The organism is Paractinoplanes tereljensis (assembly GCF_016862435.1).
Classification (GTDB): domain Bacteria; phylum Actinomycetota; class Actinomycetes; order Mycobacteriales; family Micromonosporaceae; genus Actinoplanes; species Actinoplanes tereljensis.
Genome location: NZ_BOMY01000008.1, coordinates 204518 through 217328, shown reverse-complemented (window position 1 = coordinate 217328; position 12811 = coordinate 204518). Strand labels below are relative to the sequence as shown.

The 12811-nt window shown below is 72.0% G+C and carries 10 protein-coding genes; 8 read left to right on the top strand and 2 right to left on the bottom strand.

Translation table 11 applies throughout. From position 1 onward, the window contains the following. The first annotated feature begins 5 nt into the window (after positions 1-5). On the top strand, positions 6-617 hold the full coding sequence (locus Ate02nite_RS06630) for an HAD family hydrolase (RefSeq protein WP_203800546.1): 612 nt from the start codon (positions 6-8) through the stop codon (positions 615-617). Here Ate02nite_RS06630 and Ate02nite_RS06625 read toward each other — a convergent pair. Together Ate02nite_RS06625 and Ate02nite_RS06620 are read right to left on the bottom strand one after the other, a co-directional pair. Next, the gene (locus tag Ate02nite_RS06625; RefSeq protein WP_203800543.1) at positions 614-1135 is read right to left on the bottom strand and encodes a DinB family protein; all 522 of its coding nucleotides are present in this window, start codon (positions 1133-1135) and stop codon (positions 614-616) included. The two genes, Ate02nite_RS06630 and Ate02nite_RS06625, sit on opposite strands and share 4 nt — an antisense overlap. A 6-nt stretch (positions 1136-1141) precedes the next feature. Continuing rightward, positions 1142-2851 (bottom strand): alkaline phosphatase D family protein, encoded by a 1710-nt coding sequence (locus Ate02nite_RS06620; protein WP_203800540.1) that lies wholly within the window; start codon positions 2849-2851, stop codon positions 1142-1144. Positions 2852-2973: 122 nt separating this feature from the next. Between Ate02nite_RS06620 and ftsY the strand changes: the two genes are divergently transcribed. The 7 genes from ftsY to Ate02nite_RS06585 all read left to right on the top strand — a co-directional run bounded on the left by ftsY (position 2974) and on the right by Ate02nite_RS06585 (position 12715). After that, positions 2974-4122, top strand: a complete 1149-nt coding sequence (gene ftsY / locus Ate02nite_RS06615; RefSeq protein WP_203800537.1) for a signal recognition particle-docking protein FtsY — start codon at positions 2974-2976, stop codon at positions 4120-4122. Between the two features lie 34 nt (positions 4123-4156). After that, positions 4157-4957 carry a phosphotransferase gene (locus Ate02nite_RS06610; protein ID WP_239147168.1) on the top strand — a complete coding sequence of 267 codons (801 nt, stop codon included), beginning with the start codon at positions 4157-4159 and terminating at the stop codon, positions 4955-4957. A gap of 249 nt (positions 4958-5206) precedes the next feature. Beyond that, positions 5207-6571, top strand: coding sequence for an ammonium transporter (locus tag Ate02nite_RS06605; protein WP_275422798.1), 1365 nt, complete (start codon positions 5207-5209; stop codon positions 6569-6571). Between the two features lie 35 nt (positions 6572-6606). Continuing rightward, positions 6607-6945 (top strand): P-II family nitrogen regulator, encoded by a 339-nt coding sequence (locus Ate02nite_RS06600; RefSeq protein ID WP_203724369.1) that lies wholly within the window; start codon positions 6607-6609, stop codon positions 6943-6945. Positions 6946-6955: 10 nt separating this feature from the next. Next, the gene (locus Ate02nite_RS06595) at positions 6956-9205 is read left to right on the top strand and encodes a [protein-PII] uridylyltransferase (RefSeq protein WP_239147167.1); all 2250 of its coding nucleotides are present in this window, start codon (positions 6956-6958) and stop codon (positions 9203-9205) included. A 43-nt stretch (positions 9206-9248) separates the two neighbouring features. Next, on the top strand, positions 9249-11726 hold the full coding sequence (locus tag Ate02nite_RS06590) for a glycosyltransferase family A protein (protein WP_203800524.1): 2478 nt from the start codon (positions 9249-9251) through the stop codon (positions 11724-11726). Further along, complete coding sequence (locus tag Ate02nite_RS06585; protein ID WP_203800518.1) at positions 11723-12715, top strand: class I SAM-dependent methyltransferase; 993 nt, start codon at positions 11723-11725, stop codon at positions 12713-12715. The genes Ate02nite_RS06590 and Ate02nite_RS06585 overlap by 4 nt, the downstream gene beginning before the upstream one ends. Positions 12716-12811 lie beyond the last annotated feature (96 nt).

The following is a 12811-nucleotide window of genomic DNA, read 5'->3' as shown; positions in this document are numbered from 1 at the left end:
CCGGTATGCGCGAACGCGCCCAGGCCCTGCTCATCGACCTGGACGGCGTTCTGCGCCGTTGGGACCCGGCTCCGATGATCGCCGTCGAGCTGGAGTACGGCCTCAAGCCGGCCGCCCTGCTCGAGACGGCGATGTCGTGGGACATCTACCGTCCCGCGGTGGCCGGCGAGATCACCGACGCAGAGTGGATGCGCCTGGTTGCCGAGCGCCTGCCGATCGACCCCGAGCGCGCGGCCGCCGCGGTGGCCGAGTGGCAGTCCGACCGCGGCGAGGTCGACCCGGACGCGCTGGCGTTCATCCGCGCGGTCCGGGCCGGCGGCCGCAAGGTCGGCCTGGCCACCAACGCCACCGACCGGCTGCGCCCCGACCTGGACGCGCTCGGCCTGACCGACGAGGTCGACGTGGTGATCAGCTCGTGGGAACAGAAGCTGCACAAGCCGGCCCCCGAGTTCTTCCACCGGGCCTGCGAGCTGATCGGCTTCGCCCCGAAACACGTGCTCTTCGTCGACGACGACAACCGCGCGGTGCTCGGCGCCCGCGCCGCGGGCCTGCCCGCGTACCGCTGGGCCGGCCCGGAGCACATCAATTACCTCAACAAGGCCCTCGATCTGGCCTAGTCGCCGGTGGCGCCGTCGATGCGCTCGCGGATCAGGTCGGCGTGGCCGTTGTGGCGGGCGTATTCCTCGATCATGTGGATGTAGACCCAGCGCAGGCTCAGGGTTCGGCCTCGGCTGGTGGTGAACTCGTGGTCCAGCGGCAGGTCGGCGACGTCCTGGTCGACGGTGATCAGTTTGGCCCGGAAGGCGGCCAGATCGGCCTCGGCGTCGGCGTCGGCCACGTCGTCGAAGTCGCCGTCGCGATTGTCGTCGGAGCAGTAGATGTCGACGACCGGGCCGCCGGCGGCGCGGGTGCTGAACCAGGAGTGCTCGACTTCGGTCATGTGCCGGACCAGGCCGAGCAGGGTCAGGTTGGACGGCTCCGTGCTGGCCGTCTTGAGCTGCTCGGCGGTCAGGCCGGCGCACTTGGTCAGCAGGGTCTGGCGGTGCCAGTCCAGCCAGCCCTGCAACATGGCCCGCTCGGGGCCGGTGAACGGTTCGCTCTCGCGTTGCGCCTCGGGCGCGGTCCAGGTAGTCATCGGCGGCTATCTTTCCCGCTGCCCGGCGGCGGGCGCAGCCCTATTTTCGGGGCCGTAATCGACCTCCGCGACGGTGAACAGGGTGCCACCTTTCTCGGTGCCCTCAACTCGGACCGTGGCGGTGCGGCCGGTCAACCGCAGGCTGCTGACCGCGTTACCGAAATAGGGGCCGGCCTCGCGCTTCCAGGTCCAGGTCGGGCGGCGCACACCGGCCGAGCGGGCCAGGCCACGGACACCCTTGGCGGCCGCCCGGGACCAGCTGAAGCGCATCAGCGGGCGCATAAACGCGGGCACCTGGTTGTGCACCGGCGAGCAGGTCAGCTGCATCACCGGGGTGTGCATGACCTCGCCGAAGTCGGCCCGGGCGACGTACGAATGGTGCACATCGCCGGACAACACCGAAATCGTGGCCGGAGCGGCGTACGCCCCGCCTGCGCCCACCCGATGGGTCGGGGCGCCGTCACCGCCCTCGCCCAGCCGGCGGAAAAGCTCGCCGAGGGCGGCGAAGGATCGGCCGAAGGCCGCCCAATGTTCCAGGTCGAAGGCTCGGCGGATCTTCTCGGCGTAGGCGGCCACCCGCTCGTTGCTGGAGTCGGCGGTCTTCTCGTTCCACGCCTCCAGATGGTGGATGGCGGGCGGCATCAGCCACGGCAGCGAGCTGCCGACCACCAGGTGGTCGTAGTTGCCGTGGGCCTGATCGACGAACCAGGCCCACTCGCGGGCCGGCAGCATCTCGCGGGCGCCCGGGGTCAGCACCCGGTTGCACCGGTTGTCCAGCATCACCAGCCGGGTGCGGCCCAGGTCGAGGGCGAACGACCACTGGTAGTGGCCGGACTCGCCGTCGACCGAGCGGCCGAAGTCGTGCAGCAGGACGGTGGCCTCGCCGGCCGCGGTCACCTTGGCGAACAGCGGGTCGGCGTCGAGCTCGTCGGGGCTCAGATTGCCCAGGTGCTGGTAGACCCAGTAGGAGGCGAGGCCGCCGGCGATCCGCTCGATCCACCAGGACTGGGCGGCCATGTCCCGGCGCCAGCTGGCCGAGGTGTTCCAGTCGTCGATCAGTTCGTGGTCGTCGAAGATCATCACGCTCGGGACGGTGGAGAGCAGCCAGCGGATCTCCGGGTCGCGCCACGACTCCAGGTACAGCTTCGTGTACTCGTCGAACGTCACCACCTGGTCTTCCGGGCCCTGGTGGCCGGCCGCGCGGCGGCGGCGCAGGAAGCGTTTGACCTTGTCGGAGGTGTTGTCGGCGTAGACCTGGTCGCCGAGCAGGACGATCAGGTCGGGGCGCAGCTCGGGGTTCTGCGCGTCGCCCATCAGCCGGCGGGAGTACGCATCCAGCGCGTCCGGCGGCAGGTGGCGGGCGGTCGAGTGCGGGGTCGCCTCGCGGCAGGACCCGAAGATCAGCCGGACCGGGGCGTCGGCGTCCTCGGCCGGGCGGGTGCGGATCACCGACGGCGGGTACGTCGAGTCGGCCGAGGGCCAGACCGGGCGGTCGTCGAGGAAGACGCGGTAGGAACTGGCCGCGTCGGGGGTCAGGCCCGAGACCACGACCAGGGCGTAGTGATGCCCGTACGCCGCGAAGGTGGTCGCCGAGCCGGCGCCGCCGCCTTCGGCCTCGACCCGCACCGTGGTCGGCTCGGTGGTTTCCACCCAGATGGTGGCGCGGTCGCCGACCACCCGCCGCAGCAGGGGGCCGATGAGGAGATGAGCAGCCATCAGGCGATAGAGCCTTCCACGCAGATGTTCCGAGGGCGTCCCATCCTCCGTCAGAGGAGCGGGATGCCGCCACTGGACGGCCGACGCCACGCGCCGACGGCTCATCTGTCAGGATTTCAGCCATGGAATACGTGGTCGCCGCAGTCATCCTGCTCGTCGTCCTGGTCGCCGGTGCCGTCGGCCTGATGGTGCCGCGGATGCGCCGCCGTGAGCTGCCGCCGCCGACCGGCGGGGGGACCACGACCCTCGAGCGCCCTGTTTCGGAGGAAGAGCCGCCGGCCGAGGTCGACGAGGGCCTGCCGCCGGTTCTCGTCGAGCCGCAGCCCGAGATCGAGACGCCGGAGCCGACCGCCGGCCGCCTGGTGCGGCTGCGTGCCCGGCTGGCCCGGTCGCAGAGCTCGCTCGGCCGGGGCCTGCTCAGCGTCCTGTCCCGCGACCACCTCGACGAGGACGCCTGGGAGGAGATCGAGGACAGCCTGATCACCGCGGACGTCGGTGTCGAGGCCACCCAGGTGCTTGTGGCACGGCTGCGCGAGCGGGTCCGGGTGCTCGGCACCCGCACGGTGGCTGAGGTGCGCGCCCAGCTGGCCGAGGAGCTGACCGCGGCCCTCGAGCCGGACATGGACCGTTCGCTGCGCACCACCCCGCACGACGGCCGCCCGGCGGTGGTGCTGGTGGTCGGCGTCAACGGCGCCGGCAAGACCACGACCTGCGGGAAGATCGGCCGGGTGCTGGTCGCCGACGGCCGGACGGTGCTGTTCGGCGCGGCCGACACGTTCCGGGCCGCGGCCGCCGAGCAGCTGGCCACCTGGGGCGAGCGGGTCGGCGCCGAGACCGTGCGTGGCCCGGAGGGCGGTGACCCGGCCAGCGTGGCGTTCGACGCGGTGAAGCGGGGCATCGACACCGGCATCGACACCGTGCTGATCGACACGGCCGGCCGGCTGCAGAACAAGGTCGGCCTGATGGACGAGCTGGGCAAGGTCAAGCGGGTGGTGGAGAAGCACGGGCCGGTCGACGAGACCCTGCTGATCCTGGACGCCACGACCGGGCAGAACGGTCTCGAACAGGCTCGGGTGTTCACTGAAGTGGTGGATGTGACGGGCGTCGTGCTGACCAAGCTGGACGGCACCGCGAAGGGCGGAATCGTCATCGCCGTGCAGCGCAAGCTGGGGATTCCGGTCAAGCTGGTGGGCCTTGGTGAGGGCCCGGACGACCTTGCCCCGTTCGAGCCGGCTGCCTTCGTCGAGGCACTGCTTGGTTCCGACGGCTAGTCTCGGAGTTTCAGGTGAGTAACTCGGGAGGCCGTTGGTGACGCAGGAGCCGGTGCGGGAGATTCCGCTCCACGGCGGCAACGTCAGCACGGTCTCGCGCGTCGGCGACACCGTCCGACGGAACACCGGCCCGTGGACGCCCTCCGTGCACGCCCTGCTCAACCACCTCGAGCGGGTCGGCTTCACCGGGTCCCCGCACGCCCTCGGCATCGACGAGAAGGGCCGCGAGGTCCTGTCGTACCTCGATGGCGAGTGCGGTGAATACCCGCTGGCGCCGCACTGGGTGACCGAGGAAGCCCTGGTCACGGTCGCGACCATGCTGCGGATGTTCCACGACGCGCAGTACGGTTTCGTGCCGCCGCCGGGTGCCGTGTGGCGCTCGTTCGGGCCGCCCCCGCCGGACACCGAGGTGATCTGCCACCACGACGCCGCGCCGCACAACGTGGTCTGGCGGCCGGACGGCACGCTCGCCCTGATCGACTTCGACCTGGCCTCGCCGGGTGCCCGCATCTACGACGTGGCCTACGCGGCGTGGACCTGGGTGCCGCTGTTCAGCGACCGCGACTCGTACACGCTGGGCTGGAAACGGCCGAACCGGCCGCGCCGGCTGCGGCTCTTCGCGGACGCGTACGGGTTGATCCCGCGCGACCGGCACCGCCTCGTGCGCACCATCCGCAAGCGGATCGTGGACCACGTCGAGGGCATCCGGCGGATGGCGGCGGCCGGCGACCCGGCCTTTGTGCGCATCGTGCACAAGGGGCATCTCCGGCGCCCGATGCGCGATTTGCGGCTGCTCGATTACGAGCGCCACACCCTCGAATACGCTCTCCGTTGATCGGCTGTTGACAATCTGTCGGCTAGACGGTTGTCGAAATTCCACGGCTATTGTCCCAGTTCAGCGTGTTTCGCCGCTGTGCCTGTGAGAGTTTCTTCACACGTACGAAACAACCCGTCACGCGCCGGAAATCGCGCGTAGACCGTGCGTGAAACAGCAGACCGGAACGCTTTGCCGCGAACCGGCCGACTGGCGACGCTGCCCCGTAGGTCGTGTGGGAGGACACCTAAAATTCCGAGAGGAGGCAGCGTGGAGATCGACACTGGCAATACCGCTTGGTTGCTCCTGTCGTCTGCGCTCGTTTTGCTCATGACCCCGGGTCTGGCGCTGTTCTACGGTGGCCTCAACCGGTCCAAGGGCACCCTGAACATGATGATGATGAGCTTCTCCAGCATCGGGATCATCTCGATTCTGTGGTCGCTCTACGGCTTCACGCTGGCGTTCGGCGCGAACGACAGCGAAGGCACCAACAAGTTCCTCGGTAGCTTCACTCAGTACTTCGGCACCGGCACCAGCTGGCTGCCGGACATGTGGGGCGAGACCGGGATCCCGACGTACGTCTTCATGGTCTTCCAGATGATGTTCGCCGTCATCACGGTCGCCCTGATCAGTGGTGCTCTCTCCGACCGCCTCAAGTTCGGCGGCTGGGTGCTCTTCGCGATCGGCTGGTTCACCCTCGTCTACGTCCCGGTCGCGCACTGGGTCTGGGGCGGTGGCTGGATCGGCGCCAACCTGCACGCGCTGGACTTCGCCGGTGGTACCGCGGTCCACATCAACGCCGGTGCGGCTGCACTCGGTGTGATCCTGGTCCTCGGTAAGCGGATCGGCTGGCCGCGGGAGAACATGCGCCCGCACAGCGTGCCGTTCGTCGCCCTCGGCGCCGGCCTGCTGTGGTTCGGCTGGTTCGGCTTCAACGCCGGTTCCGAGCTGACCGTTGACAGCACCACCGCGGTGGCGTTCGTCAACACCCAGCTCGCCACCGCCGCCGCTCTCGTCGGCTGGGCCGTCGTCGAGTGGCTGCGGGATGGCAAGCCGACCCTGGTCGGTGCCTCGTCCGGTGCGGTTGCCGGCCTGGTCGCCATCACCCCGGCCTGTGGTTTCGTGGCTCCGCTGCCCGCCGCCCTGATCGGCATCATCGCCGGTGCGGTCTGCGCCCTGGCGGTCGGCCTGAAGTACAAGCTGGGCTACGACGACTCGCTCGACGTCGTCGGCGTGCACTTCGTCGGTGGATGGATCGGCTCGCTGTCGATCGGCTTCTTCGCCACCACGCAGGTCAACGGTGCGATCACCGACGTGCTCGGTGCCAAGGAGGGTCTGTTCTACGGGGGTGGTGGCGAGCAGTTGTGGCGCCAGTTCGCCGGTAGCGCGGCTGTCACCGTCTACTCGTTCGCGATCGCCGCGATCCTCGCCTTCATCCTCAAGTCCGTGAAGGCCCTGCGGGTGAGCGAAGAGGCCGAGATCGAGGGCATCGACATCGCCGACCACGGCGAGACCGCGTACGACCTCACCCCGTCCGGTGGTTCGGGCAGCGGTGGCGCGTTCGCGATGGCCGGCATCAAGCCCGGCATCGATGCGGACGGTAAGGCTGATGTCAGCCAGAAGGTCGCCGGTTAGATTCCCGTATGACTGCTCCGAGAGAGGGACTGAGCATGAAGCTGGTGACCGCGGTCATCAAGCCGTACCAGCTCGACGCGGTGAAGGAAGCTCTGCACGCACTCGGCGTGACCGGCTTGACCGTGAGCGAGGTACAGGGGTACGGACGGCAGAAGGGCCACACCGAGGTGTACCGGGGTGCCGAGTACACGGTGGAGTTCCTGCCGAAGATCAAGGTTGAGGTGGTGACCGACGAGATCGACGTCGAGAAGATCGTCGACGCCGTCGTCACCTCGGCTCGGACCGGCAAGATCGGCGACGGGAAGGTCTGGGTGACCGCTGTCGAAGAGGTCGTCCGGGTCCGTACCGGCGAGCGCGGTCTCGACGCGCTCTGAGATGACGAATATGTCAGGCGAGCCGCCATTTGTGCCAGCCGGCGGCTCGCCCGACAAACTGCGTGAGTACATCGGCGCCGCGGCCCGGTCCGACCGGGCCGCGGCGATCGACAAATGGTTGAGCGAGATCTTCCCGAGCCACCTGCCCGGCGTCAGCCTGCTGGCGGTCGGCGGGCTCGGCCGGCGGGACTGCGCTCCCTACAGCGACCTCGACCTGGTGCTGCTGCACAACGGCACGGCCGGCATCGACCGGATCGCCTCGGCCCTGTGGTACCCGATCTGGGACGCCCGGCTCGGCCTCGACCACTCCGTGCGCACGCTGCCGGAGGCGCTGTCGGTCGCGCACGACGACGTCAAGGTCGCCCTCGGCCTGCTCGACGCCCGGCACGTGGCCGGCGACCCGGCCCTCTCCGCCGAGCTCATCGCAGCCTCCTCGGATCAGTGGCGGCGCACCGCCGTACGCCTCATGCCGCAGCTCAAAGAGATCACCACCAGCCGCTGGGCCACCCACGGCGAGCTTGCCTTCCTGCTCGAGGGTGACCTCAAGGAAGCGGCCGGCGGCCTGCGCGACGTCACCATCCTGCGCGGCATCGGCCGGGCCGGGGTGGCCGACACCATGCGCCCCGCGGTGCGTGCGGCAGGCCTGCGCCTGCTCGACACCCGTGACGCCCTACACCTCGCGGTCGGCCGCCGGGTCGACCGGCTGGTCGCCCAGGAGCGCGCCGCGGTGGCCGAGCTGCTCGAACTCGACGACGGTGACGCGCTGCTGCGTCGCCTCTCCGGCGACGCCCGTACCGTCGCGCACGCCGTGGACGACGCCTGGCGGGCCGCCGACCGGCTACGGGCCGGCCGTCGGCGTGGTCAGATGCCCAGTTCACCCACCCGCCGGCCGGTCGCCCGGGACGTGGTCGAGCAGGACGGCGAGCTGGTGCTCGCCCGTACCGCTATCGGACCGGTCCCGGACCCGGCCCTCTCGCTGCGGGTGGCGGCCGCGGCCGCCACCGTGCAACTGCCGATCGCCCGCGCCACCAGCGAGTGGCTCGCCGCCTTCAGCCCGCCGCTGCCCAACCCGTGGCCCGCCGCCGCCCGGGCCGCCCTGGTCTCGCTGCTCGGTTCCGGGCCGGGCCTGCTGCCCACCTGGGAGACCTGCGACCGGTACGGGCTGATCGACGCCTGGCTGCCGGAGTGGGCCCGGATGCGCAGCCTGCCGCAGCACCACCCGGTGCACCGCTTCACCCTCGACCGGCACCTGGTGCAGGCCGCCTACGAGGCCACCGCGTACGCCCGCGAGGTGGACCGCCCCGACCTGCTGCTGATCGGCGCGTTCGTGCACGACGTCGGCAAGGGTCTGGAGGGCGACCACAGCATCGTCGGCGCTCCGATCGCCGCCGAGATCGCCACCCGGATCGGCCTGCCGCCGGCCGACGTGGCCACCATCGAGAAGCTGGTGCGCCTGCACCTGCTGCTGCCGGACGTGGCCACCCGCCGCGATCTGAGCGACCCGGTGACCATTTCCACCGTGGCCGAGAAGGTCGGCGACTCCGCCACCCTCGACCTGCTGCACGCGCTGGCCCGGGCCGACTCGCACGCCACCGGCCCGGCCGCCTGGTCGGACTGGAAGGGCCGGCTGATGGCCGAGCTGGTCCGCCGGGTGCACACCGCCCTGGACACCGGCGAACTGCCCGAACCGCCCGCGCCCGATCCCGAGCTGCTGGAGGGCGACCTGCCCGCCGTGCACCTGGACGGCGACCGGGTCGCGGTGGCCGCCGCCGACCGGCGTGGGCTGCTCGGCGCGGTCGCGGCCTGCCTGGCCATGCACCGGCTCGACGTGGTCGGCGCGAACGCGTCCACGGTCGACGGCCGGGCCATCGTCGAGTTCTTCACCCAGCCCCGGTACGGCTCCCCGTACGACCCGGTGGCGCTCGCCGCCGACCTGCGCCGGGTGGCGGCCGGCGACGTGTCGGTCACCCAGCGGGTGCGGGCGCGGGCGATGAGCGCCCGCGGCGGCACCGCCGAGCCGCGGGTGCTCTGGCAGCGGGACGTCGCGACCGACGCGGCCGTGCTCGAACTGCGGGCGGCCGACTCGGTCGGGCTGCTCTATCGGGTGGCTACCGCCCTCGACGAGGCTCGCGCCGAGGTCCGCGCGGCCCGCATCTCCACCCTCGGAGGTGACGTGGTGGACGCGTTCTACCTGGTCGGATCGTGGAATGAGCAGGCCGAGCGGGACCGGGTCACGGCGGCGGTGCTGGCCGCGGTCTGAACGGCCGCGTCACTGCGACGGCCGTCGCGACGTTGGTGGGTGCATGCGGGACCCACATCCATCCGGTTTGCTCGATGATCACATTAGGGCGATCGGCCCGCGGCTGCGGCTGGCGTTGACCGCCACCGCGTCGCGCAACCGGACCGTGGACTCCCGGGTGCTGATGGCCCGGGCCGCGCTCGGCGACGCGGGCACGCTCGACGATCTGCTCGCGGCGGCTCGCCGGGGGGACAAGCGCTGGTTGCGCCGTCGCCGGCCGAAGGCCGACCCGGGGCTGGTGGCCGCGGTGGCCCAGATCATCGCGCTGCAGGAGCTGCTGCCGGGCGACCGGGAGGATGCGCTCGCGCTGTACGACCTGGTCCGCCGGGCGTACGGGTCGCGTGCGGTGTCGCCGGCCAACCAGGCGCTGCACGCCCAGCTCGTGCTCGCGTACCAGGGCCCGGAGCCGGCCCGCCGGCTGCTCGCCGGCTATCGGCGGATGAACCCGGCGACCCGGGACGCGCTGCGCCTGGACCTGATCAACCCGTTCGTGGCTGACCGGCCCACTGAGCCGTGGCTGCGCGGCTTCCAGACGCTGACGCCCGCCCCCGGCCCGGTCGTCGGCGACGGCGAGGGCGTGCCGTTCGACCGGCTGGCGTCGCCGCCGGCCGACCGGGTCGAGGCCGCCCATCGGGTGTCGGTGGTGGTGACCGCGTTCCGGCCCGATCGGGGACTGCTCACCGCGGTCCGCTCGATCCTTGCCCAGAGCTGGGCCAACGTCGAGATCATCATCGTCGACGACGCGTCGCCGCCGGAGTACGACGAGGTGCTGCGGGCCGCGACCGCGCTCGGCGACCGGATCCGGCTGATCAAGCTGGCCGTCAACGCCGGCACCTACGCCGCTCGCAACGCCGGGCTGGACGCCGCCGGTGGCGAGTTCGCCGCGTTCCAGGACTCCGACGACTGGTCGCATCCGCGCCGGCTGGAACTGCAGGTCGCCCCGATGCTGGCCGACCGGCGGCTGGTCGCCACCACCTCGGACGGGCTGGCCGTCACCGACCAGCTGATGCTCACCCGGCCCGGGGTGCGCAGCGGCCGGTTCAACCCGTCGTCGCTGCTGATCCGGCGCACCGCGGTGCTCGCCCGGGTCGGCTACTTCGACCGGGTGCGCAAGGCCGCGGACAGCGAATACATCGGCCGGATCCAGGCCGCGTTCGGGGCGCGCCGGGTGCGGCACCTCGACTCGCTGCCGCTGGCGCTGATCCGGCTGTCGGCCGGGTCGCTGTCCCGCTCGGAGATCAAGCCGCACTGGATGCATCCGGCGCGGACCGCGTACAGCTCGGCCTACCTGCGCTATCACCAGCTGATCACGGCCGGTGCGGCGTCCCCGGTGCGGTCCGCGGACGGGTCCGGCCGGCTGCACGCGGCGCCCGCGCATCTGCTCGGGGTCGACCCCGAACGGGTCGCCGAGTACGACGTGCTGATGGTGGCCGACTGGCGGTTCCTGGAGAGCGCGCCGCGAACCGCGGTGGACGAGCTCACCGCGCTGCGGGCGGCCGGTCTGCGGGTGGCGGTGCTGCACCTCGAACAGGGCCGGGCGGTGCACCTCAAGCGGCAGCCGTTGTGCGTACCGATCCAGGACCTGATCAACTCCGGGGCGGTGGACCGGGTCGCGCTCAGCGAGCGGGTCGACGCGTCGCTGGTGCTGGTGCGGCAGGCCGCGGTGCTCCAGTTCGCGCCCTCCGAGAGCCGGGTCACCGGGCGGCGGGTGGTCGTGGTGGCCGATCGGGCGCCGCTGCGCAGTGACGGCTCCGACCACCGCTATCGGCCCGCCACCTGCGACGCGGCGGCCCGGCGGCTGTTCGGGGCGGACCCGCTGTGGGTTCCGCAGGATCCGGGGGTCCGGGCTTCCCTGCGTACGCCGGACGGCGTCACCGTGGCCGACCGGGACTTCCCGACCGCGCTGGCCGCGCCGGGCTGGGTGGCCGACCGGGTCGCCGCCGCCCCCGGCCCGGCGGTCGTCGGCACCGACCTCTGCGACGCCGCCGCCTGGCCGCTCGACATCGACGCCACCCTCGCGGTGTGCCGCCGGCTGCCGGACGCGGACGTGCGAATCCGGCTGCCCGACCGGCCCCGCACCGACCCGCCGATCCCACTGCCGCGCACCTGGCTCGGCTACGAGGCCGCCGACCTCGGCCCCCGGCCGTTCCTCCATCAGCTCGACTTCTACCTGCACTTCCCGCCGGCCGAGAGCGCCGAATGGTACTCCCGCCCGGCCCTGGAGGCGGCCGCGATGGGCTGCGTGGTGGTGATGCCGGAGCGCTACGCCGGCCTGTACGGCGACGCCGCCGTGCACTGCGGCCGGTCCGAGGTGGGCCCGCTGATCGCTCGCTACCGGGCCGATCCGGGGCTGTACGCCGAGCAGAGCCGCCGGGCCCGCGAGGTGGTGGCCCGGGCCCACGACCCGGCCCTCCTGGTCGACCGGATCATGGACCTGCTTCCCGTAACGGCCGCCGCCGGGGCCGCGTTACCGATGGTGTGAAAGCGAAGCTGAAAAGGCTGGTTAAGGCACTGCTGGGCCTCTCGCGCCGGCAGATCGCGGGTCTCGTGGTCATCGTGACGGTCGCGGCCGGGGTGGCCGTTGCCTCGGCCGCCGGCCGGGCCGCGCTCGCCACCAGCCTGGTGGCCCTGCTGCTGGTGGCCGTGACGGCCGGGGTGCTGCACCTGTCCCGGCGGATCGGCGGGGTCAACCGCGCCACCCAGGACGCCGTCCGCGACCTGCGGGTCGTCGTCGAGCAGTTGCAGCGCCGGGTGATCGCCTCGGTGGAGAAGGAGCGCCTGGCCGCCGGCGACCGGCACCAGGAACTGACCGAGGCGCTGGCCCGCAACGAGCGGCTCACCGGGCGCGGCGCCGAGCTCCTGCTGCGCGAGCAGAACCAGGAGATCGAGGCGCTGTTCCAGCTGTTTCAGCAGGTCACGCCGCGAGCGCCGATGCCCGCCGGTGGCGCGCTCAACCCCACCGACCTACTCGGCCTGATCACCATCGCGGCCGCTCGGCCGGCCGGGCTGACCGTGGTGCTGGGCGGCGGTCCGGCCACCATCTGGCTCGGGTACGCGCTGGAGGCCGGCGGCGGCCGGCTGGTCGCGGTCGACCACGACCGGAAGCGGGCCGAGGCGACCCGGCAGTCACTGGGCGAGCACGGTCTCACCGCGGTCGAGGTGCGGTACGCGATGGCGGCCGAGCTGACCGTGGACGGCCGGAGCGTGGACTGGTACGACGTCGACGCGCTGGACGGTCTCACCGACATCGACCTGCTCGTGGTGGACGGCACGTCCGCGCCCGGCACCGAGGCGGTGGCGCCCGCCCTGCACGTGCTGGGCCGCCGGCTGGCCGACTCGGGGGTCGTGGTGGTCGACGAGGTGCCCGGCCGGGTCGCGCCGCGGCAGGGCGGGTTCGGTCTTTCCGAGCAGCGCCGGCTGTCCGGCCGCTGGACCACGCTGGCCCAGCCGCAGGCCTCGGCCGTTAAGTAAACGCGACCCCGCCGCGGGGGACGGCGGGGTCGCGGGTCGCGAGAGACAGGGGAAGCTCTCGCGGCCAGCCGGTCGGGGAACCGGCTGCTCTGTGTC